Genomic DNA, 24,064 nt, shown 5'->3' with positions numbered 1-24,064 from the left:
CTATCAAAAAATACGCTTGCAAAAAAAGGAGTTAAACTGGTAAATTAGGGTGCAATGGGATTTGAATTGAAAAATGAAAAAAAGGCTTTTAAAGTAGCCTTTGATGAAAATGACCTTGGTGATCATGGTTTTAAAGAAAATACCTTTAAAACGAATATTCCTTTTGGACAACTAAATGCTAAACAATGGCTGTTTGACGGTATTAAGATTTTATATTCCGAAACTGATCTTGATGAACCGACCGAATTGGATTGGAAAGGAGATTCAGAGCTGGTAACCATGCACTTTAATTTGCAAGGAAGAACTTCAATAATACAGGACGGAATGAGCAATACCTTTGAATTAAATGGTAATCAGCACAATTTATTCTATGGTACCAAGGCTAATGGTAAAATGAAATTTGATGGTTTGCAGATGAAGTCATTTATGGTACAATTTCAAAAAGATTCTTTTTTAACAATTTCAAAAGATGGAAACGAATCCCTAAAGCTGTTTGCTGATAAAATAATTTCGGGAACTCCGGTTGCTTTTTCAAGTTCTAGTCTAAATATTGACCTGCCAATTCAAACCTGTATCCATTCGATTTTGAGTTGTGATTATTCCGGTGGATTAAAGAGACTGTTTCTTCTTTCGAAAACTATTGAGTTACTTGTTTTGCAGGCAGAGTCTTTAAATAACCTGCAATCTTCAAAATCAAGATACATAAAACATGATTATGATAAAGAGCGAATTGTATACGCCCGTGATTATCTGGTTAAAAATATAGACTCTCCACCAACACTAATAGAGTTGGCAAAAATAGTTGGTGTCAATGAATATAAACTAAAACGAGGGTTTAAGGAAATATTTAATCAAACTGCTTTTTCCTATTTATCTGACTTACGTTTAGATCGGGCAAAAAATGATCTGTTGGAGGGCAATAAGCAAGCAACTGAAATAGCGTTTGAATTGGGATACTGTTCCTTACAGCACTTCAGTAATGCTTTCAGGAAAAAGTTTGGCATTGCGCCAAGTAAAGTCAGACGTTAACGTAGGGATTATTGAGGAGCTTTTCGCTCAATAGATACCCTTTCCGCAGGATGTATTCTGCTTCAAACCTTAAAAAACTCTTGGAAAAGCTGCCGCATCTAATATTTAAATTAGATTTTTTATTGCATATTAGTTCTTACACACATTATATTTGGAAATCTACCTTCCTTCGATAGGATTGGTAGTGTGAAGTAATGCACTAGACATGACCGAGCGTAAAAAGCGTTAAGTCTAAACGCCATCCAAGTCCTAATTTATCTTCTGCCTTCGATTTTTTCAAAATAGTTCATTACTTTCTTGTCTGTGTCGCTATGTAAGATCACGTTACTGTCAAAAAGATCTCTCCTTAATTGTCTGTATAACACCACCCCATTTCTCAAACTTTCTAATAACGATTGCCTATGATACGTTGGAATAGTGAGTTTTAGTTTTTCGAGATCTGCGGGGCATAAATCTGTTTCGACTTTCCTAACACCCCGGGGTAAATTGCCATTTTTAATATGCAATAATGGGCCAAAAACAACTGTCCGTAAAAATGCCATAAAGTCGTATGCTTCAAAATATTCTCCCCGCCCTATTTTTAACAAAGCGTAATGGACCCAAGTCCAAAAGCGATCTTCAATCCATTGATAATCTGGATAGGGAAACTTTGCAACTGTCTGAGAAATTATTTTTTCAAGTTGTTTATCTTTATCGATTAGCAAAGTTGGATTTTCAATACGGACGTGAAATTCGTCAATTGTTAGAAATTTAATATCTACGTGTAAAAGAGGCGCGTCATAAAGACAAATCAATAATTTTGATTCTCCGACGTGCTCTCCTGTAAATCCAGATACAAAATTCCCCAACTTTTTAGCATAGTCCAACATAAGATTTCTGTCGCTAGAAATTCTTTGTCTCGTCACCAAAATTAAATCAAGATCTGAGAATTCATCTATTTCATTGGTAAGCCAGGAGCCTGCAATTGCCAAACCAATCACATTGTCGTCTGATTCTAAAATCTCCTTTGCTTTGTATGCAAATGTTTGTTGTATCATTATTTTAATGTTTATAAATTAAAGCACCCTCATGTCTATGAACTTCGGTAAACTTTGATTTTTTCATCGCTTTTCCTCACTTTTAAAATTAGTAATTCCTCACCGAATTCTCTACTTTTAAATAGCCCAGTTTTTTTTGGGGAGAGGTCAATATCGATAATACAATTTCATTTACATGGCATAAAAAGGATAGCTGGGCAGAATTTATTTCGTATTTTTAATATAAGCTAATCAACAGCTAAAGAAAATCAAAAGTTGATACAAATAGATTGAAGTACATTCTTGTAATTTGCTGCAGTGCCATATACATCACTTTTTTTAAGTCAATTTAATAAAATAAGAATTTTGATAACGATCGATAACTATCTTGATAATCATTACATCCACCCTGGTAATTGGCTCAGAGCCGCTGTGTTTGGTGCGAACGATGGTGTTATCTCAATTTCCAGTTTAGCTATCGGGGTCGCCACGGCCAGCATCTCAAGGGAACCTATCGTATTGGCTACAGTAGCTGGCCTGATTGCTGGAGCCTTATCCATGGCGGCTGGTGAATATGTATCGCTAAGCTCACAGACAGATACCGAAATGGCCGATATCGAGCGTAAAAAAAAGGAATTACAGGAAATACATTTTATGATACAGTGTCCCCATTTAATTAAATAATTGTCGAAATTCCAACGGAGAAAAATCTGTTTTTGCTTTGAAAAGTTTATTGAAGGACTGTGAATGCTCAAAACCTAATTCATAGGCAATTTCTGAAACGGACAGATTTGTTGTTGATAATTTTTCTTTTGCTTTTTCCACGACTACATTCTGAACATATTGTTGTGTACTTAACCCTGTAAATGAGCGTAACATATCGCTGAGGTACCGTTGTGAAAGCTTTAGTTCCGAACTGATATATTTCACAGACGGTAAACCCTCCTTTAAACTTCTCCCATCTTCAAAATAATCATTTAAAAGTTTATCCAACGCCGTTATGATCTCATGATTGACAGTCCTTCTTGTAATAAACTGCCGGTTGTAGAAACGGTTGCTGTAATTCAAAAGTAACTCTAATTGTGATACTAAAACATCCTGACTGAAACCGTCAATGTTATTTGATAATTCATGTGCTATTGTAGAAAATAAATTGGCTACAATAGCTTTTTCCTTTGCCGATAAAAACAGGGCCTCAGAAACATTGTAAGAGAAAAATCCATATTGATGAATTCTTTTCCCTAGTGAGTAATTTCGGATAAAGTCCGGATGAAAATACAAAGCGAACCCTTCATAGCTTTCAGTTTCTTCTGGTGAGAAAACGATTTGTTTCGGTTTCAAAAATGCCAATCCGCCTTCTTCAAAATCGTAGTAGCCCTGCCCGTATTTGATGTTTCCTGTAAATGTAGGTTTAAACGAAATTTTGTAAAAATCAAGACTCAGTTTTTGCCCTTTGAGAAAAGATTCCATCGGCATCTTACAGTAATCTACCAATGCGATCAACGGATGTAAGGGCGCAGGAAGTTCCAATAACCGCATCAATTGCGATATACTTTTAATTTGATAGATGTTAGGCTGTTGCTGCATTTCGTTTACGAATTTAATCAATTTTGTTTCGACGGACGAATCACAATATCACCAACTTCCACACTTTGGGGTTGACCAATAGCATAGCTAACCGCTTTGGCAATGGCATTGGGGCTAATGGCCAAATTTTCCATATTCCGTGTGATAATCGTTTTCATTTCCTGATTCTTTATACTGTCAGCAAAGTCAGTTTTTACAACACCTGGCGAAATGCCAGTAATCCTTATCGTTCCATCTGATTCTTGCCTAAATGCCTCTGCGATAGTTCTTACCGCATTTTTTGTACCTGCATAAACCCCCTGCATTGGAACAATCTTTATTCCTGATGTTGATATAATATTAATGATATGTCCCGATCTTTGTTGTTTGAAAATGGGAATTGCAGCTGCCATTCCGTACAAGACACCCTTCAGATTAATGTCTATCATTTCTTCCCAGCCATCTGTATCTAACTCGTCAATACGGCTTAATTGACTGACACCGGCGTTGTTTATGATGACATCTACTGTTCCGAATTTATCAACTGCTGTATTGATCAACCGAACCAAATCAGCTTTATACTTTACGTCAATTTGTGCAAAAATGGCTTCACCACCTGTATTTTTGATTTCTTCTACCAGTTGTTGCAATTGTTTTGTTCGTCTTGCACCCAAAACAACCTTTGCACCTTTTTTTGCTAACTCCAGCGCAATGGCTTTACCTATTCCGCTACTGGCTCCTGTAATGGCAATTACTTTTCCTTTAATACTTTGCATTGCTGTTCATTTTTATTTATCTAGTTGTTTTTCTAGAAATCTAACTGAATTAATTCTCAAGTACAAAATTTCCTATTGCTGCTCTGTAAAAAGTAGTTCAATTGGTAAATGTTGTAGTCGGATTTTCAAACTACTGAAATGAAGGTCTAGAATTTTAGCTTAAAAAAAAGATTGAGATTTTTTTTTGGCTACATCAGTGAAAAGGGAGAAATCCCAAAAGATATAATTCCCAATCCTTACTTCGGCAGACCAATAAAGCGAATGCGTATTTCATTTAATTTTTCAACATTTTTATCAGTCCTCGGAAATATACTAATCATGAATAGATCATCGAGTATAATGTTTACCTTAGACAGTGTAAAGGCCATTACAGAGATTCCAAAGATTTTATGTTATTTCTTCTGCGCTCATTATATCAATTTTCTATTTCATGCCGAATCATGCACTCTTGACGAGTTAAAAAGCTTCGATAGGGTATTATTTTATTTCGTGGGATTTTTAAAGTAATGCATGGAGATAATTTGCTGTATCTGCCAGACCAGATTTACGGAGGCTATCCAATACTTCAAATTCATTCATTGCTTGGTTACGACGGTTCAGCACCATTTCTTAAAACGCCAGTATAGCCTGTTCCGGATTCAAACGTTGGATAAGTTCGTTTACAGCTACGAGCTTTGCATCCTGTGATGAAAGTGAAAGATCGTAATATCCAAAAGCTCCTGTCCAACGCAATTCAAATGATTTGTCTTTTCTGAAAAGAATGCAAGCTTGATTTTTAAGTTCCTCCATAGCAGGCTCTAAATTCAACATCGCTTTCGGGTTTTTCTGAATCAAGTCTGTAAGGACTGAATTTTCAATTGTTAGAACAAAAGCGCAGTAGATTAGGCTGCACTTTATGTCTTAAATTTAACGATTGAAAATAAAAAAGATTTTACATTCACCCAAATGCATTAAAACTGAATTATGTTATCCTTACAATGTATAGATTATAGAATTCAGCTAAATTGAACCGAATTATAATTCTTCCTATTTATCATAACATTGAAGGATCCTAAGAACTAGATTTAAAAATGTTAAATAGATATAACTCCTGCCCTTGGTGATCAATAATCTGACATTTAACTTCATCTGAACTGATCGAAAAATAGAAGAACCCATACTGGTCTTTCACAAAACGGCTGTACGGGAGGTCAGTTTTGACCGGTGTTACCTCGGGTCCCGCCCCCGAAATAAACTGATGAAAAATCTTACCTTCAACTTTTAAGTGCTGCAACGAATGTTCATGCCCTGAAAGATAGATATCTACGCGCCGTTTTTCAAAGAGAGACTCCAAGACTTTTCGCACTGCCAGGGTATCATAATTCGCCGTACGCGGTCCTGCCGTATACAGGGGATGATGGCCGACGACAATTTTCCAATGTGCATCCGAATCTTCCAGTAGCTGATCCAGCCAGGCCAGCTGTTTCTCGGGCTGCTGCCCCACCACATGTGGTCCATACTCGCTGTTGCTGTAAAATTCAGGGATCATCGGGTTGGTATCGATAAAAGCCATCAGTACCTTTTTCCCGTCCTTGAGCGTAAATGTCTTGCTGTAATAACGCGAAGGCATCTTCCAGCGCCTACTGATACCGCTATAGCGCACCTGCGCGTCGGGATCTGATTTATAATCGTGATTACCTAGGATTGGATACCAGTCCCATTGCAACGAAAATGCGGTATAGATATTTTCAAATGAATAATGCCACAGGGGATCATGTTCACTGACCACACCGGAAGGGTAAAAATTATCACCGGTAGAAATGATAAAGTCATTGGGATGCTGATCGGCCCATCGGCCCATCTGCTCCGCTACAGCCAACTGATGGTCGGCACCGTTGCGTCCCCAGTCTCCTACAGCTAAAAAATGAAGATCAAAGGCATCTTTGGGTCTCAAAAGCTGTTGTATATCTTCGCTCTCTAGCTGGGTCGGTTTTACGGCTCCAAAGCTGTCGAGCGAAATTCCGCCAAGGCCGGCTGCAATCGCCGTGCCCAGGGAATTTTTCATAAAAGTTCTGCGTTTCATCGATAGATTTTTAATAGCCAGGATTTTGTTGCCAGTGGGTGTTTACATTTAAAACGGTCGTTGGCACCGGAAAGATCCGACGGAACTTCTCGCTCATGCCTGCCGGATAAAGCGATCGGAATCCCCAGTTATCTTCAAATTTGCCGTAACGGATCAAGTCATTTCTACGCCAGGATTCGTCGGCAAACTCCCTTGCACGCTCATCCAATACATCTTGTAGACTTGGAGCCACCGTCAGTGCCGGTGCATTGACATAGCTACGAATCTCATTAACCAAGGATTGTGCAGTCTGACCATTGGTCGCGGTAGCACCACGAAGTATAGCTTCAGCTTTCATCAGTAGAATATCCGCATAGCGGAACACTGGAACATCATTGCTCTGATTCCGCTGATTGGCCGACGTTACTGCAACATCCATATAAAATTTGATGGAACGGTATCCCATCGAACGCCCCTTCTGGTCGTTTCCTGCATTCAACGTGGCCGCACCATCTGGACGCAAGGTAATTTCTCTGGTGGTTTCGAGCTGCCAGTCAAACTGCATATCAGCATCAGCACCTTTATAATCTTGGTCTATACCACGTTTGGAGGTCTTGATCATGAAAGGACGTTTTTTGTCCTCAACATAATTTGACCAATAATATTGTTTACCACCGATGTAAGATGCATTTCGCTCGTCACCTTCTAAACTAAACTTGTCCAAATAGGTGGGCAATACCCGAAACGTCCCACCTACACTTTGAGGTAATGATGCAAACTGGTTTTGTCCACTGCGGTGAATCCAGAACCTGGCATAGGTCATGCCCTGCTGTTTTTCGCGGTCATAGGGCACAGCGAAGATAAAATCCTTCACTTGGTAGCCATTATCTGGGCGAAATTTCTCCATAAACTTATGGCTAGTCAAATTAAATTGACCGGAAGCAATGATCGAATCACACATTGCTACCACTGCATTTAACTTCTCATTTGGCATGGATGATGTGTAATTGGTGACATCAGCAGTCATATATACATTCCAATTGAGATACAGTTTGGCCAATAAAGCCTCAGCCATATACTTCGTTGCTTTCCCGTAAGTTGCTACCGAAACTGTTGTTGGCAGCAAATCTTTTACAGCCAATAATTCGGACTCGATAAAACGGCAGATATCGGCGCGGTCCGTTCGCGCAGGTACAGCGTCGATCGGACCTGTGATCAATGGAACTGCCCCAAAATTGTCCATCAATATAAAATAATAGTAGGCACGGATGGCTCGCGCAGGTGCTGTAAACTGTTCTTTATCCGATCCAAATAGCGTGATGGCGTTATTGGCCAATGTGATTCCTGTAGACGCAGCGTTCCAGATGCTCGGTAGCATTCCGTTATCCGCAGTCCAGTTGTGCACATGGAATTCACGGTAACGTCCACCATCGTAATAGTCGGTGCCAATAGCTACGCTGACCGCCTCATCGGCCGACAAAGTCTGTATCATCCAATGATCACGACCTAAAGCCTCGCGATAGGCAGCATATACATCAGCCAAAATGGCTTCGGCAGCACGTTCAGTGTTTGGAAACTCCGTATGTTGTGATTTTATATCAACGTCCAAGTCAGTGCAAGAAAATTGCGAAATAGCTAGAGCCGACAACGCAAATAATCGGATAATAAGTTTTGATTTCATATGTAAATAATGTCTCATTTGTATTTATCTCTTTAGATTCATAAATGCTTTTTGTTTATCTCATGAACCCATTAAGTTTATGATGCCCTTTAATCGGAAATACCCAATTTTCACAGTAGCATCAATACATTTACGGAAACGGCAGGTTCGTCCAATACCTGGTCCGCTATAAATTAAAGTTAAGTCCAAACATAAACGTACGTGTACGTGGATAAGTCTGACGGTTGTCGATTCCCGGCGTCAGTCCGCCCAGCCCTACCTCTGGATCAATACCTTTATATTTTGTTAGGACAAACACATTGTTCATCGTCGCATAAACACGTAAGTTTTTAACAGGAATATTTTTGACCGGAATATGGTAGGCTAAGGTCACATAAGCTAACCGCAAAAAACTTCCGTTCTCTAAATACCGATCTGATAGATAATGAGCATTGATATCCGTCATGCGCTCTGTCTCCAACACGCTGGCAAGCACATTTTTCTGCCCTGCATTCCCGACCACATTCGAATGACGCGCTCGAGTGGCGTTCAGGATCTTTTGACCAAAACTTCCTTGAAACATTCCGGTCAATGAAAGATTTTTGTAAGACAGGTCATTACTCCAACCGAGAGTCAACTTGGGTTGGGGACTTCCCGTGACTACCTGATCTTTCTTCTGTGGCGTAGTTGTTGTCTCACCGGTTCTCCCACCGGTTTTGCTATCATGAACGTAAAAGATTGAAATCCCCTTATCATTGTACCCCGCCCATTCCCATGTATAGAATTGTCCTATCGGAGCTCCCGGAGTCAAACGCTGCTGAAATAAATTACTTTGTCCTGCCCCACCAAGATCCGAAAGCTCAATATAATCCTTAGTAAACTGTTCATTGGCAATACTGGCAACCTTGTTCGTATTGTGCGACACAACCAGTCCGGTATTCCATTTAAAAAACTGTTTATCTATCGCCTTCGCATTCATCGTCAGTTCTATTCCACGATTTTCAATTTCTCCGACATTTGCTGTCAAGACCGGATAGATGTACTTTGATTGACTGACTTGATAGTCATAGATCAGGTCGCTTGTCTTCTTTTTATACACTTCCAACGAACCTGTCAGACGATTGCTTAAAACACTGAAATCCATTCCGAGATTGACCATGCTGGTCGTCTCCCATTTGAGATTAGGATTGCTATTGCGCAGTACCTGCAGCGTACGTAATGGACTGATTAGGCCCGCCGCACTTACATAATCAAAAAACTTAGAGGATGCCCCTTGTACACTCTGTGCGGTGAAGGCGTCAAAGCCGAGCGAATTACCACTCACACCATATCCTGCACGTAGCTTGAGATCGTCAAAAATCCCCATTTCACGGATAAAAGATTCATCAGATAGTCTCCATGCCGCAGATACCGAAGGGAATGTGGCCCAACGGTTGTTCGTACCAAAGGCCGACGAGCCATCACGTCTTACAGTTGCCTGCAGCAAGTATTTACTATTGTAAGCATAATTTACACGACCATAGACCGATATCATACGCAAAGTAGACAAATAATAATTTCCAAACCCGAGTAGATCAACTACATTGGCCATTCCCGGGTTATAATAACTTAGATCATCGTTGTAATAATCCGACGTTGTCAACTGGAAGCCATCGTTATTATTATTCTCTTCCCAGGAGTAGCCGGCCAGCGCGGACAACTTATGTTTTCCAGCAAATGTCTTTTCATACCTTAAGTTCATTTCCATTACCCTGCGTTCATCCTCCACTGCAGCACGAATGGACTTCCCGTTTTGGTTGCGGGCTGCCATTGATAAACTTGAATAGTATTGTGCATTGTTGAACTGTCTGTTCTGTAGAGACAGGTCCATGTTATATGTCAGTCCATTTAGGATTTCATAGCCCAACTTGGCATGTGCCTGAATGACTTTATTCTTGGAGAAATTTGTATTTTCTTCAATCAGTGAAAGCGGATTAGCGTATTGGGAGCGATCTGATTTTTCAAACCAGGACCCATCGGTATTTTTGATCGGTGAGACAGGCAGATAATAATACATAGCATCATATACACTGAGTCCGTCATTTAAAGCAAGTACGTCATGTTGTTTGGTGATACTGGCATTGATGTTGAAAGAAGCTGTCAGGCGGTTGTTGAGCGCCTTTGTTTGCAAAAATGCACGGGCGATTTGGCGCCCCATATCAGTACCTTTGATGACGCCATTATTTTTTATGGTATTGAGGCTAATACTATACTGAGTTTGGTCGCCACCCCCGAGAATAGAAATATTATGATTGTTGGATATCCCTATTCGCTCCACCGCACGCTCCCAATTGGTATCTGCACCTAAGTCGTCAGCAGGTTCCATCGAAAAGCCATTGTCATTGACATACGACCGATATTGCGCTGCATTCATCATCTTATAATGCTTAGCAACCTTGTCGATCGCCAAATAGCCATTATAATTGATGCTGGTTTGCCCAGATTTCCCGCGCTTCGTTGTGACGATAATAACACCATTAGCGGCTTTGGAACCATAAATAGCAGTTGCTGAGGCGTCTCGAAGCACGTCAATGGATTCGATGTCATCAGGGGCCACCAATGCCAGGGAAGCTCCGGGCACCCCATCGATCACATAATAAGGTTCCATGGCTTCACCACTGCGCAATGTTGATGCTCCTCTTAGACTGATGGAAGGGGTGGCATTGGGATTACTATTATTTGTCGAAATCGTTAGGCCCGCAACTTTACCTTGCAGCATCTGCGCAGGTGAAGTAAACACCCCTACATTAGCGTCTTCAGCTTTAACGGTCGTGATCGAGCTTGTCACATCTTTTCTTGATACGCGACCGTAACCGATGACAACTTCGTCCAGTTTAACCGAACTCTGCTGAAGCTTAACGCTTAGCGATAAAGGTTTTCTTGCTTCGACGACATACCCCGATAGTGTATCGGACTGAAATCCTACAGCCGAAAATACAAATTGATAGCCTGCTTGTTCCACTAAATTCTGGAATTGGAATAAACCCTGACTATTTGTACTTGTGGTCACACGCTGGCTACCGTTAACCTGAATTGCCTTCACGCTGACCCCCGGGAGGAATTCCCCTTTTTCATTTTGTACAGCTCCTTTCACCTGTTGCTGCGCATATGCCTGGGAAAGCCCGGCAGAAAGCAACGCAAAAATTAGCAGATTCTTTTTTCGTGGATTTGTTTTTCTGAGCATATCTGTTAGTTGTTTATATGTTCGGTAATGGTATTTTCTTGTTTGTAAAGGGTATAGCTGCCATCCTCATTCGCGACAAAGCGCAATTCATTGATTAAGCAGATTGTTGTGAGGATATCTCTTAAATTGTCTTTGCTCACATCGATTTCACCTGTATAATGAATCGCGGCTATATTGTTGTCACCCAAATGAATCTGTTTTTTGAATGCTGTTTCTAAAGCCTGTAAAACAGCCGGCATTGGTGTATTTTTCAGATTTAGTAAGTCAGCCGAAGCCAAATCCGAAGTTTTCGCTATGACGTCCTTACCGGGTCTGTCCACTTGAGTCAATCCCAACTTATCCACTCGCAGCTTTTGGCCCGGGCCGTCAAGAAAGACTTGTTTAAAACGATTTGTCAGAGAGGACACCAACACCTTGCCTGTATGCAATGTAACAGTCACAGTTTTATGCTTCAATCGCGTATTAATCGTAAAAGAGGTCCCGAGAGCGGTTGTTTTAGTTCCAGCAGCAATCACCGAAAAAGGACGTTTAGGATCAGACGCTATATCAAAGTAAGCTCTACCGACAAGTTCAATATCACGGACATTTTCAGTAAAATCCTTTACATAACGAATGTAACTCTGCCCAAATAAACGAACATGAGACCCATCGGGCAGATCGAGCAACACACTTTGTCGGTTTTTATTTTCGATCAATGTCCAGCTGGTATCTTTCAAAGCCTTAGGCTTTGCCACAACAGCTACTTTACTGGATGACGGCAACAACTTGTCTTTTGTCCACCAGGTAATAAAATGGAAGGAAAAGAAGAAGAGAATCGCCGCCGCCGCGGTATAACTTAGATATCGTATGGTTTTATATTTAAGGCGTAACTTGCGGTCACGGCACTCCTCATGATTATCAATTGCGGTTTGGACTAGCAGTTTCATCTCTTCGCTAGGGACTTTTTCCTCTAGATCGGTAGTTTCGTATTTATTCCAGTCTTCATCCTTAAACAGCTCGTCGACCAAAAAAGGCATTTTCCAGATCGTCTTACGGATTTGATTTTTCTTTTTATCATGCTTCATACTCCTATTACGCAGGCCAGCACGATATCCCTTACTACTTAATAATTATTTAATAATAGAACCTAATCCTTAACATGGAGGACTTACAGCGTAATCGAATATAGGTGCTGTTTGAGTTGAAGAAGCGCCTTACTGATATGCTGTTCCACTGTTTTTGTAGAAATAGAAAAATGTGCCGCTATCTCTTTGTGGGAAAGTCCTTCTTTGCGGCTCAGTTCAAACACCTTGCGGCGCATGGTTGGCATATTTTGAATATCTTTTTCCATCATTCGTAAAAGGTCCTTGTTTTCTATCGCACGAATCAGACTATCTGTAAAGGGAGTGGATGCCGTTTGGCCTTCATATTTGAAACGTGTAGCTTCCTTGCGTAGGAGATCTATCATGACCTGTCTCGCCATACCGAACAACTGCACCAGGATACTCAGTTCTTCATCGAGCTTTTCCCGTTGATTCCACAGTTTGATAAAGGTCAATTGGGTAACTTCTTGTGCAATATAGTCTGATTGTGTCCGTTTTTGTACGAAACCGTAGATCTGACGATGGTACTTTTCAAATACGATATTGAAGCTTTTCTGATCAGCAGATTTGATAGGCTTTATATGTTGCATGCCCAAAAGTAATCCATCAAGGTAAAGTTAAAGTTAAGGTATTATAAATATTAAATAAAGATGGGTTAAAGTTGCTTGGTCGCTTTAGTTGTAAGAGGATGAAACTTAAATACATATTTCGTCCATATATCCACAACGGAAAACAATGTTGAAACGATGATGGGTTTTGAGGAACTAAGTCTAATGACGCATCATCATAATGGGTACATTCGTGAAATGGCTGTAGCGATATTTCCCTCCACTTATCTTGGAATTCTTTTTAAGATTACTCTCCTCAGTCTATCTTCGTGTTGATCACCCCAGCGTCCCAATGCGGAAATTACCGGAATCAAACTCTTCCCAAAATCTGTGAGCGAATATTCTACTTTAGGTGGCACGACTGGATATATTTTCTTCATGACAAGCTCATGATCCTCCAGTTCTTTCAGTTGGATGTTCAGTACCCGTCGAGAGGCATCCGGTATTTTACGCTGCAATTCACTGGGTCTTTTGTGACCTTGTTCAATAAACCAGAGCAGTCGTATTTTCCATTTGCCGTAAAGCACTTCACCTATCAAGTCAAGACCGCAGTTCAGATTCGGAGTTATTTTTCTCTCATACATATTTCAAAATTAAAGGTATGTTCCGATTTGTACAATAGAGGATAAATTTATCCCTATATGAATCGTAACTCCGTACTTGTACAGGCTGTTTTTATACCCCAATTTTGTCCTATAAACAATTCATAAAAATGGAACAATTTAATTTCAACAATGAGTTATCAGACAAGATTGCCTTGGTAACAGGAGGTACAAATGGTACTGGAAGAGCTATTGCGGAAAGGCTGCTACAGGCTGGTGCAACAGTTGTCATTACCGCCAGAAATGCACCCGAACTAGAAAACAGCAATCTGCATTTCATTGCCTCCGATCTGAGTACAGCAGAGGGAGCAAAAAAAGTAGTGAGCGAAGTGCTTTCGAGCTATGGCAGACTAGATATCCTGATAAACAACCTTGGTGGATCTTCTACGCCTGTAGGCGGGTTCGCTGTGCTTAGCGATGAGGATTGGGAATCTACACTACAGGCTAACCTTTTGGCTCCAATTCGTCTGGACAGGGGCTTTTTACCGCAAATGATAGAACGCGAAAACGGAGTGATCATCCACATTGCGTCTATTCAGGGCAAACTACCTCTGTATGATTCAACGTTACCTTACGCAACGGCAAAAGCAGGATTGAGAAACTATAGCAAAAGCTTATCAAACGAAGTTACTCCTAAAGGCATTCGTGTACTGACGGTTTCGCCCGGCTGGATAAATACCACTGCATCAGAGGCCTGGTTGGGCGATATTGCAAAAAACTCCAATAGTACCGTAAAAGAAGCGCAACAGGGCGTAATGGATGCATTGGGAGGAATTCCTTTCGGGAGACCTGCTGAACCTGCAGAAGTAGCTGAACTTGTTGGCTTCCTTGTTTCCCCGAGAGCAAGTTATCTCACAGGAACAGAATATGTAATTGACGGTGGAACAGTACCGACCATTTAATAATCATCTAAATAATGGAAAACATGAATTTACCAATCGTTATCCGCGAACTAGTGAAGGCGCAAAACGAATTTGACAGTGCGGCTTACGCAAATTGTTTTACTGAAGATGCAAAAGTATTTGACGAGGGAAAAACACACAATGGAAAAATTGAAATTGAAAACTGGATTAATATAGCCAACAAAGAATACAGGGCAACTATGACGCCATTAGATCTTAATGAAAGCGAAAACATCTTATCAGCGGAGATTTCAGGTACATTTCCCGGTAGTCCCGTTGCTTTAAAATATCATTTCAAGTTGTCTAACGGCCAAATTAAGTACCTGAAAATAACTACTTAGCTGCGATGTACTAATTAGTTTAAGCTGAAGTATAAACCTCAGCTTTTTGCGTTTACACCTAAGAGTCAAGACGACTTTTTAGGAACTCAAACTTATCTGCTTTGTAAGCAGGAATCCCTGCATGGAACGATTTTCCCAACAGAGGATCTTCTTGTTTAAGAAGTTCTTCGGTATGGAATCGCGCTGTTTTTTATTCTGTTAACGTCATTGGTACAATCTGATTAATTGTATTATCTGACTCATTCGTTTTGGTTTCCAGCAATCAACCTAAATCTAATTCAATTTTGAAGGGTCAATACGCTTCAGTATACCCAGACTAAGAGCATTTAAGAAAAACTGATGATTTCCAGTCGCGTGGCAAGTGTTTCGCTCATCTCTACCAATAGCTCTTTTTTACCAGATACTTTAAATATTACTATCAAATGATCGTCGTCTTTCGCAATTTCTATACGTTCTAAAATAAGCCCCTTTGCCTGTAAAACACTTTCAAGATTTTCAATTTGATGGAAGTTGGGATCACGAAAAGTTACACTCAAGAACTGCTCCTTTTGTAACTGCGCAATTATTCGCTCTACCCTGGTAACCATTAACAAAACTCCAAGTGTAATAAGTGTCAGACAAAGTGCTAAGGCATGGTAACCTATCCCAGCTGTCATTCCAATTGCCGCCGAAGTCCAGATTACGGCAGCAGTTGTCAAACCATGTACTGAAATTTTATCTTTAAAAATGACACCCGCACCAATAAAACCTATCCCTGTTATGATATTTGCCGAAATTCGGTCGTCTGTCTGTGCGCCATGCTGAGAGACTATCGTAAAAATGGTCGACCCGAGTGAAATTAAAATTATTGTACGAAAACCAGCAGACTTATTTTTGTATTCACGCTCAAAACCGATTGCCCCACCACATAATATTGAGACAACCATCGCGATCATATCCTTAATTTCTACAGTAAAATCCATTAGTAAAATGCGCTAAAATTATTTGTTGTTATTGGAGCATCTTGCTCGTTTTTAAAATATTATTTCGAAAATCTATCAATTGCCTATTATGCAAAATGTAGGATGTTCGGGCTTCTTGACCGGACTGTTCCAGAGATTCATTTCGATGCAAACTAGATTTATCATATAAAGTATCTTCCACCATCACCGTTAGTCTTTTAACTTTTGAGTCCATGGAAAAGACCTTTCGGCAAAGCCTGGCTTTTTATAACACCATCCATTTCGAGGCAAAAGTCATAATGTAAATGTGAAGCATCGTGGATTTCGAAATTTTCTGATCCGCTGACTTAGTTTCTGTCGGATTTGACTTTTTTGAATTTGCTATCTGCCATGATCTAATGTTTAAAAAGGATTAATATTTTGGTGAAAAAGAATACAAAAATTAAGCCGTTTAATTATTTGTTTTAGAACGACTGCCGAATTGAAAAAGATTGGCAATTCTTTTTTTGAAGGTAAAATTTTTTGATTTTGGAATGTTTATCTTTTTATCCCTTTCCATTTCTAACGGTTCGTAGGACCGTTTCAATCATAATCCCACAATGTATGCAATCTGCTAAATACAAACTGACAAACGAAATAAACATAAGGAAGATATGGTCGCTCAAGAACATCGTAGTATCTATAAAAATCTTCCTTATTTAATTAATTCCGCAAGTTTATCAGCTAGTTGTTTGCCTTTTAAATTAATGCCTACGATCTTACCTTCAGGGGATATTAGATAATTTTGTGGAATAGCCTGAACACCATATAGCTGGGCAGCGTTATTTTGCCAACCATTTAGATCGGATACCTGTGGCCATTTCAAACCATCTTGTTCGATGGCTTTTGTCCAATTATCTTTCTTTCCTGGTTTATCAAGTGAGATCCCCAAAATCTCAAAAGCAGGTCCTTTAAATTGCTTATAGATTTCAACTAAATGTGGGTTTTCTGCACGACAAGGACCACACCAAGAAGCCCAAAAATCCAACAATACATATTTGCCCTTGAAATCCGATAATTTCAGCAATCGACCATCTGGTGTCAATTGTCCGAAATCCGGTGCTGGTTGTCCAATCCCCAATTTCTTGGCAAGCAAGATTTCCCCTTCAAGTTTCTCTCCTATTGCTGTTTTTCGCAAGTTAGCAGATAATTTGAGAAACATAGGTTCAATCAGGCTGACATCACTTCCATACCGCGCTACCTCCTGAAGTGCCAGTAAGCTAAAATAATTATCCGGATTTTCGACAATAAATTTACGCTGTGCCTGTACACGCAGTTCGTTTTGTTTTTCGACCTCAGTTGACACTTGCTTCATTGCTTCTTCGTTTCGATTTTTATCCTGATACAAATCAGAACGTCGGGATTGCAGAGCGACCAATTGCTTTTCGTAGGGACGTAGATAATCCTGATATTTCTTATAAGCAACCTGCAGTTGCCCCCCTTTTACAATAGATGATTCAAAAGGATCTTTAATAGCTATTTCTGTATTGGCCTCAAGAGGGTCTACATAAAATGTAAGACGCTGCATGGGGCCTCCCTTCTTGTTGAAGAAGGAAGCCCCATCTTTAGAATAAAACAACATAACTTGCATAGGCTCATCGATTTGCCCCTTATAAGTTACATTTGAAGATTTTAAACTGACAGAATCTATTTTCAGTTTTTGACCAACAAAATAGCGCACAAATACCTTGGCCTCTGAAGAATGGATCTGTCCGTTGAAATCCAGCTGAAAATCTTGTTTTTGTCCAACGACAATTCCAATCATAGATAGGCTCAAAAGAGCTGCTGTAAATATTTTTTTCATGTTGATTGTTAAAGTGCTTTGGCACGCTCCAATAGCGCATCTGCCAGTTTAATGATTTTTGAAGTTTCCAGCTCGGCTAAACCTCTCGCGGCTTCTGCCGCTTTGATCGCTTCTTTCTTTTTCTTCAATGCAATGCATATATCTGCCAAGGTACCCTGATTGGAATAGCTTGATGGATTCAGCTCTGCCGCCTGTTTTGCCAAGATATAACATTGTTTAAGGATAACAGGTTTAGCGACATCTCCTTTTGCATTGGCATTACGTCGGGCAATAAAACTAAGCTTCTCATCCTCGTCTTTTAGGAGCCCTTTCCGCAAGTTTTCAGTCAACGAAACAAACTCATTTTCTGTACCATGAGCTGCGACCCATTCAACCTGATACATTGCGGCCTCAATCTTGTACTCCGGTTTATTTGACTCTTCAAAATAGGTCAGCCCCTTTTTAAATTCGTCGGCTTTGTTATCACGGATGTAACCATACATCGCATACCGCAAGAGCTGTATTTCCTTATTTTCAAATTCTGTTGCCAAGGCTATGCTTTTAAAATACGTCTTGTTTGATTCGAAAAATTTACCGTAACGGTCATCTATACGCTGTGCCATCATTTTGATCGTTTCCCAACCATTTGGACTTCGTAAGAACTCATCAGTGGCAACACTGTCCAACGTTTTTTTTGCATCATTTGCAGCCTTATTGTCCGTTTGTTCCATAACTTTTATGTAGCGCAATAGAAAGTTAGATTCACGAGCTCCCTGATCATACTGCCTGCGTAGATTCGGAATCTGATAATTAGGATCATTCGCTTGTTGCGCCTGCTTTAGGAAAAGATCAGCCTCCATACGGGACTGTGTTCTATAGATTAATGTCCCCTGTCCGTCGAGAAACAAATAGGTAGGAAAGCTTTTTATCTGATATTTTTTTGCAATGTCCACTCCCTCACCTACCTCACAATCGAACTTGGTATTAATAAATTTCGAATTAAAGTATTCCGCAACTTCGGGCTGTGAAAACACATTGCCTTCCATCCATTTACAGGGTGCACACCAAGAGGTAAAACCATCTAAAAAGATCAGTTTATTTTCTTTTTTTGCCAATTCCTTCGCCTCGCTAAAAGTTAGCTTTTGGAATTGTATATGTTCTTGTGCCAGCAATATTACAGACTGTACAAAGGCCAGCGATGTTAATAGCAGTTTCTTCATGAAAGTATTTTTTAAAACTTCGAACCAATCTTTGCGTATGATCGGCAAAGATTGATCAGGTAAAAGCATTTATATTTTTTTATCGTTCATACTGAGGAATTCCTGGATTTAAGGAAAGCACTTTTGGCGGAACAGGAAGTACCATCCTAAGGTCTGTTGATTCCATCTCAAATACTTTATCGGCCAGTGGATGCTTAATTGATTTCTTATAATTGTCCGCAATAACCAAACGCTTCAGGTCAATCAATCTATCAGAAGCCGTAAAAGGCATCTCACGGCGTCTTTCTTCTAGAACCAACTGTAGCACCACTTTCGGATCACTAGTTGTCAATGCCCTATTATTTTCAATACGACTATTTCTTAGCGTATTCAAGAAATCTAAAGCCTCTACAGTGTTTCCACTACGCGCTGCTGCTTCCGCTGCGATCAAAAATAATTCTGGCGTATTAAATCCTGTACTGAATTCAACATATGGGGCATAAAGCACACGTCCAGGAAATTTGACTAAATTAGGGCCAAAGGAGGCTTGATCGCGACAGAAAAATAATTCGTAGCGCTTGTCATTCGCTCCAGCTGGAAGATCTTTGGCATAAGTATCTATCAGTTCTTTCGATGCATAAAATTCAGCATTTTGTGTCCCCAATGAACTTGTACCTAATCTTGACCATACGGCTTCAATATTGGTTCTTGAATCTGGGAATTGTACTGTATTATCCGTCTTTAAGCAAACCCTTCCCCATGTTGTTTTGTCCTTATTTGTATATAAGCTATAGTCGATCAAATTTCTATTATTGGCTAGGGCCTGCTTGACATTCTCTAAAGCCTCTTTGAATTTCCCCTGATACAGGTAAACACGACTCAAAAAAGAATATCCCACGAAGCGTACTGCCTGAAATTTATTTGATTGTGTTGTGCTTAAATTAGGAAGTGCCTCATTAAGATCTTTTAATACTTGGTCATAGATAACCTGTACTGACACACGTTCATATTTTTGATTTATATCTTCTTGCAAAACTAACGGTACACCTAAGTCCTTATCCGCACTAGCTGGGTTATAATGGGCAGCATAGATATTGACCAGGCTTAGGTACTCAAATGCACGGCCAATTTTTGCTTCAGCCCATATCCTTTTTTTCTCAGCCTCCGAACCATCGGATGAAGTTAGTACATTATTTATAATTACGTTGTAAGTAAAGATATGGCTATATGCCGTTTCCCAATAGGGGTCATACTGGCCATCTTCGAATATTGCGCCATGAGCAAGACTGTATAGCTGCTTTTTGACATAATCATAGTAATCAAAACTAGCTGCGGACTGCACATCCTGTGGATCACCCGATTGGAGGTTATCCGCCAGATAGTTTGGATAAACGGGAGAGGCACGTACCAACGACTGGTCATTTAATAATAACTTGTAATCGTTAAGAGCTTCTGGAATCGTGAACCCCTTGGGTTTTATATCTAAGTACTTATTGCAGCTGTTCAAAGTCAATAAGCCAAATAACAATCCAATATATATTTTTTTCATTATGTTTTCCTTTTTTAAAATCCTACAGATACGCCTAAATTATATACCACTGGAGCCAATACTCCCCTACTTGGGCTACTTACCGAACTAAATCCGGTCCAGACTTCAGGATCGAGATTATCCTTATTTGCGGCCCAGCGCCAAGCATTTAATACCTGCCCTGTCAATCGGATATAACTCAGTTTGGTCGGTACAACCCATTTACCTGGAAAATTATAGGATAGTGAAACATCTCTCAACTTAATATAATCTGCCTTTTGAACAAACTTATGTGCTGCATTATAGATATCTGAGATATTTCCGGAGGCCGCTGAAATGAAAGCAGGAGCAATATCTGGGTTATTTTCATCCCCCGGTTTTTTCCAGTAATTCAACCAAAGCTTATCGAAGTTACTGTTATAATTCAGTTCGGCGTATTTGCTCAAGAACTCTGGTCGAACACCGCGCATCACATGGCCCCCATTGAAAATAAACATAAAGGAAAAGGTAAAATCTTTATAGCTAAACCCATTTCTTAAAGAAAAATTATACGGCGGAATTGTCGTTCCTTCATAAATGAGATCGTCGACCGTCAGCTGCTGTGTATTCTCAACCAAACTGCCGTCAGCCTTTCTTGCCAAGGGTCTTCCTTTATCGTTCAAGCCAGCATAATCGATGCTATATAAACTTCCCATCGGAATACCGACACGGTTTTGCGGAGCATAATAATAATAGTAAGGCGTATTCTGCTCGACAAACAGATTCGTGATCTCATTTTTATTGTAACTGAAATTCAAGGTACTGTTCCAGCTGAACTTTTCGTGCCGAATAATTTTGCCGTTAAGCCCCAATTCAATACCCCTATTTTGCATATCCCCATAATTGAGCAGCACGACATCCCATCCCAATGTTGGATCTAATGGGGTATTTCCCAAAAGATCTGTCGTTTTTTTGTTATAAATGTCTATAGAAGTGGAAAGTCTATTATGGAATAGGGAAAGGTCAAGTCCAACGTTGAATACACTTGTCCGCTCCCACCGTAACAGCGGATTAGGTGGCGAAGCAATATAGGCCTGCATTTCACCATTAAAATAGTTTAAACTATTACTGACCCGCGAAATCAGATAAGGTCCGTTATCTTTCGGTACATTCCCGTTCACGCCATAGGTCATTCGCAGAGACCAGCGATCTAGCGGCTGCCAATCTATTTTTGGCAAATGATACAACGCCCCTACAGACCACAGCGGTTTATATTGATTTTTGATATCGGTTCCGAACAGGTTCGATTGATCCATACGTATACTTCCACTCAAGGTAAGTTTCTGATTATACGTATAAGATCCGTTAGCATAAAAAGAAACAAATCTATCAATCACATCGCGGAAGCCCTCATCTTTATTTCTGGAAATGGTATAGCTATTGAACAGTGCTTGTGTATTTTGAATTTGGATTCCGAACAACTCTTCGTTAATTCCTTTATAAACTAAACTGCTTTCATCATAGCCATATTTATAGATATTGGTATATCGATTATTAATTTGTCTGCGTTCAGCACCTGCTATGGCAATGATTTCATGTTTATCATGGATGGAGTTCTGATAGTTGAACTGACCACGTAAGGTATAACTATTGACATCATTACGTTGTTCTGAAAATTGTCCTCCCTGGGGAATATTGCGTTTTATTAATCCATCTTTTCCTATCTGTGTAGCATCGTTGACCATGGCACTGACCAATTGTGATCTTTTTCTATTTAATGTTCCATTATAACCTTCGGTCCTTTCACTCTGATAAGATAAGTCGAATTCCAACCCTTTAATGATCTTAAAGTTTGCTGCAAAATTTAAATTGAGATATTTATTATAAAACTTTTCATGTACAGCAGAAACATGATTTAGTGGTATATAAGTTTCGTCTTCCAGGCCTAGCCCATTTAATCGGTCTATTTCAAATTGAGATTTTGAGTTATACCACTGGGAAGCGGAACCGTCCTCATTACGGAGAAGATAATATGAAGCTTTGCCGCCAATATAATTGTCGTAAAAATTGAAACCAATGTCTCCCTCTCTATTTTGATTTTTCCCTAGAATATTCGCTCTTAAATTAAACCAATCAGTAAACTTAAAGTTATTTTTCAAACTAAATCCCACCTCTTTGTTGGTGGGCTTTCCTTTGTTATAGTCACCAGGTTGTGTATAGTTAAGCGAATAGTGATAGGTGTAACGATCCGAACCGCCGGAGATCGCCAAATTATGCTGTTGGTCAAACCGAGTCGTATTTAAGAATTCGCCCATCTGACCAAAACGATCTCTATTTCGGTAAATATCCAACTGTTTCTCCATTTCCTCCCCTGAGATAACACCACCTTTCTTGTTATAGAGAATTCTGTATACGTCATTCATAGCCTTTCTGGGGTCTATCGCAGCATAATCGCCAGAACGATAATCAAACATTTCTTTTTGAAAATCCACCAATTCAGCACTACTCATCTTATTCAGATAATTGCGACTTGGCAGCCCGCGAAAAGACAAGGTATTGGTATAATCGACTTTTGATTTACCAGCTGTACCGATCTTTGTTGTAATGACGATAACTCCATTGGACGATCGTACACCGTAGATTGATGCCGCTGAAGCATCTTTTAAAACAGTTATAGAAGCAATATCATTGGGGTTGATAGCAGTGAGGTCTCCTTCATAAGGCATACCGTCAACGACGATCAAAGGAGCCGCTTGAGCGTTGATTGTTGAACGGCCTCGCACTTCTATACCCAAATTGTTTTTACTATTCTGAGGGCTAGCTGTATTTCGAATCAGATTCAGGCCGGGAAGCAAGCCATCAATCCGATCCAAAAGATTTGGTTGCAGCCGTCCTTCCATATCTTTCGCAGTGACTTGTGCGATGGAACCAGCAGCTCGTTCTTTACTGATTTTTTGGTACCCGGTATTTACAGTTACGTTGACCTCCTGCAATTGCGCATCTATTGCTTGCAGCATAATCTTACCAAGATCAGATTTCACAGGCAATGAAAGTGGTGAAAATCCGACCATCGTAATCTCTAATAAATTCTTCGCACTGACGCTACTTATTTCAAAATATCCATTTTGATCTGTAGTCGTACCTTGCGGTGAACCTTTTACACGAATGGTCGCACCTTGTAATGGACGATTATTATCATCAACGACAAAGCCCTTGATCAGTATCTTTTGATCCGATAGACTATTGTGGTCCGAAACAATTTTCCCTTGTTGGGCTTTTTCATGTACAACGATAATCTTTCCCCTAATTTCAAAACTAAGATTCAGATCATTCAATAATTTTTCAAGTGTTGCATTCAATGTTCCTTTTTCAACATTGAGCTGAACTTTCGTATCTGGATCAATAGTCTTTGCTGCCCATACGTAGGAGTAGCCTGTCTGTTTATTGATTGTCGAAAAGACTCTTCTCAAAGAAACAGATTTTTCATTAATAGATACACTCTGTCCATAAGTTTTAGCTCCGACATGAAGCAAACAACAGGACATCATAATGGTTGTAAGCGATATACGCATAATGTTTCCCCTCCAATGCGACCTTCCCCAAAAGTCTGTGCGATCGCTGTTTTTCATAATTTCCGTTTGGTCGTGTAGGGCACGACAAACTTCTGCATAATTTTTATACATTTGTTTTAGGTTAAGAATTAAAATTCAGTTACAGTTAGAATTGCTTGACCAGAAGCCCTATTTGTT

Annotated in this window: 20 protein-coding genes; 4 read left to right on the top strand and 16 right to left on the bottom strand. The window is 39.8% G+C overall.

Annotated elements, in window-relative coordinates; genetic code table 11:
- Nucleotides 1-54: 54 nt before the first annotated feature.
- Nucleotides 55-1,029 carry a helix-turn-helix domain-containing protein gene (locus DCO56_RS11745; protein WP_108633966.1) on the top strand — a complete coding sequence of 325 codons (975 nt, stop codon included), beginning with the start codon at nt 55-57 and terminating at the stop codon, nt 1,027-1,029.
- A gap of 254 nt (nt 1,030-1,283) precedes the next feature.
- Here DCO56_RS11745 and DCO56_RS11740 read toward each other — a convergent pair whose 3' ends face one another.
- Nucleotides 1,284-2,066 carry a hypothetical protein gene (locus DCO56_RS11740; protein ID WP_108633965.1) on the bottom strand — a complete coding sequence of 261 codons (783 nt, stop codon included), beginning with the start codon at nt 2,064-2,066 and terminating at the stop codon, nt 1,284-1,286.
- Nucleotides 2,067-2,411: 345 nt separating this feature from the next.
- On the opposite strand from DCO56_RS11740, the gene DCO56_RS11735 reads away from it, so the two are divergent.
- On the top strand, nt 2,412-2,729 hold the full coding sequence (locus tag DCO56_RS11735) for a VIT1/CCC1 transporter family protein (RefSeq protein WP_245935828.1): 318 nt from the start codon (nt 2,412-2,414) through the stop codon (nt 2,727-2,729).
- Here DCO56_RS11735 and DCO56_RS11730 read toward each other — a convergent pair.
- The 9 genes from DCO56_RS11730 to DCO56_RS11690 form a co-directional block, all read right to left on the bottom strand.
- On the bottom strand, nt 2,718-3,632 hold the full coding sequence (locus tag DCO56_RS11730) for a helix-turn-helix domain-containing protein (RefSeq protein WP_108633964.1): 915 nt from the start codon (nt 3,630-3,632) through the stop codon (nt 2,718-2,720). The two genes, DCO56_RS11735 and DCO56_RS11730, sit on opposite strands and share 12 nt — an antisense overlap.
- Before the next feature lie 17 nt (nt 3,633-3,649).
- The gene (locus DCO56_RS11725; RefSeq protein ID WP_108633963.1) at nt 3,650-4,387 is read right to left on the bottom strand and encodes an SDR family oxidoreductase; all 738 of its coding nucleotides are present in this window, start codon (nt 4,385-4,387) and stop codon (nt 3,650-3,652) included.
- Between the two features lie 609 nt (nt 4,388-4,996).
- Nucleotides 4,997-5,197 carry a hypothetical protein gene (locus DCO56_RS11720; RefSeq protein WP_146191035.1) on the bottom strand — a complete coding sequence of 67 codons (201 nt, stop codon included), beginning with the start codon at nt 5,195-5,197 and terminating at the stop codon, nt 4,997-4,999.
- A 241-nt stretch (nt 5,198-5,438) separates the two neighbouring features.
- Nucleotides 5,439-6,449 carry a metallophosphoesterase gene (locus DCO56_RS11715; RefSeq protein WP_108633961.1) on the bottom strand — a complete coding sequence of 337 codons (1,011 nt, stop codon included), beginning with the start codon at nt 6,447-6,449 and terminating at the stop codon, nt 5,439-5,441.
- A gap of 10 nt (nt 6,450-6,459) precedes the next feature.
- Nucleotides 6,460-8,109: a RagB/SusD family nutrient uptake outer membrane protein gene (locus DCO56_RS11710; RefSeq protein ID WP_108633960.1), complete on the bottom strand. Its 1,650-nt coding sequence runs from the start codon at nt 8,107-8,109 to the stop codon at nt 6,460-6,462.
- A 166-nt stretch (nt 8,110-8,275) separates the two neighbouring features.
- On the bottom strand, nt 8,276-11,311 hold the full coding sequence (locus DCO56_RS11705; protein WP_108633959.1) for a SusC/RagA family TonB-linked outer membrane protein: 3,036 nt from the start codon (nt 11,309-11,311) through the stop codon (nt 8,276-8,278).
- A 5-nt stretch (nt 11,312-11,316) separates the two neighbouring features.
- Nucleotides 11,317-12,375, bottom strand: a complete 1,059-nt coding sequence (locus DCO56_RS11700; RefSeq protein ID WP_108633958.1) for a FecR family protein — start codon at nt 12,373-12,375, stop codon at nt 11,317-11,319.
- An 83-nt stretch (nt 12,376-12,458) separates the two neighbouring features.
- Nucleotides 12,459-12,983, bottom strand: a complete 525-nt coding sequence (locus DCO56_RS11695) for an RNA polymerase sigma factor (RefSeq protein WP_108633957.1) — start codon at nt 12,981-12,983, stop codon at nt 12,459-12,461.
- Nucleotides 12,984-13,225: 242 nt separating this feature from the next.
- Complete coding sequence (locus tag DCO56_RS11690) at nt 13,226-13,585, bottom strand: winged helix-turn-helix transcriptional regulator (protein ID WP_108633956.1); 360 nt, start codon at nt 13,583-13,585, stop codon at nt 13,226-13,228.
- A gap of 128 nt (nt 13,586-13,713) precedes the next feature.
- Here DCO56_RS11690 and DCO56_RS11685 point away from each other — a divergent pair, with 128 nt between their 5' ends.
- The gene (locus tag DCO56_RS11685) at nt 13,714-14,505 is read left to right on the top strand and encodes an SDR family oxidoreductase (protein WP_108633955.1); all 792 of its coding nucleotides are present in this window, start codon (nt 13,714-13,716) and stop codon (nt 14,503-14,505) included.
- Between the two features lie 23 nt (nt 14,506-14,528).
- Nucleotides 14,529-14,846, top strand: a complete 318-nt coding sequence (locus DCO56_RS11680; RefSeq protein ID WP_108634529.1) for a Cif family virulence factor — start codon at nt 14,529-14,531, stop codon at nt 14,844-14,846.
- Between the two features lie 326 nt (nt 14,847-15,172).
- On the opposite strand, the gene DCO56_RS11675 is transcribed toward DCO56_RS11680, so the two are convergent.
- The 6 genes from DCO56_RS11675 to DCO56_RS11650 all read right to left on the bottom strand — a co-directional run bounded on the left by DCO56_RS11675 (nt 15,173) and on the right by DCO56_RS11650 (nt 23,998).
- Entirely contained in the window at nt 15,173-15,808 is a 636-nt protein-coding gene (locus DCO56_RS11675; RefSeq protein WP_108633954.1) for an MgtC/SapB family protein, read from the bottom strand.
- A gap of 197 nt (nt 15,809-16,005) precedes the next feature.
- Entirely contained in the window at nt 16,006-16,110 is a 105-nt protein-coding gene (locus tag DCO56_RS29980) for a DNA polymerase ligase N-terminal domain-containing protein (RefSeq protein WP_342749296.1), read from the bottom strand.
- Nucleotides 16,111-16,481: 371 nt separating this feature from the next.
- Nucleotides 16,482-17,630: a TlpA disulfide reductase family protein gene (locus DCO56_RS11665; protein ID WP_108633953.1), complete on the bottom strand. Its 1,149-nt coding sequence runs from the start codon at nt 17,628-17,630 to the stop codon at nt 16,482-16,484.
- 8 nt (nt 17,631-17,638) lie between these two features.
- A complete protein-coding gene (locus DCO56_RS11660) occupies nt 17,639-18,829 on the bottom strand; it encodes a thioredoxin family protein (protein ID WP_181390528.1) in 1,191 nt (396 codons plus the stop codon).
- Between the two features lie 79 nt (nt 18,830-18,908).
- Nucleotides 18,909-20,357 carry a RagB/SusD family nutrient uptake outer membrane protein gene (locus tag DCO56_RS11655; RefSeq protein ID WP_108633951.1) on the bottom strand — a complete coding sequence of 483 codons (1,449 nt, stop codon included), beginning with the start codon at nt 20,355-20,357 and terminating at the stop codon, nt 18,909-18,911.
- Between the two features lie 14 nt (nt 20,358-20,371).
- Entirely contained in the window at nt 20,372-23,998 is a 3,627-nt protein-coding gene (locus DCO56_RS11650; RefSeq protein WP_108633950.1) for a SusC/RagA family TonB-linked outer membrane protein, read from the bottom strand.
- Between the last annotated feature and the right edge of the window lie 66 nt (nt 23,999-24,064).

Source organism: Sphingobacterium athyrii (assembly GCF_003071065.1).
GTDB classification, from domain to species: domain Bacteria; phylum Bacteroidota; class Bacteroidia; order Sphingobacteriales; family Sphingobacteriaceae; genus Sphingobacterium; species Sphingobacterium athyrii.
This window is presented reverse-complemented; position numbering and strand designations above follow the sequence as displayed.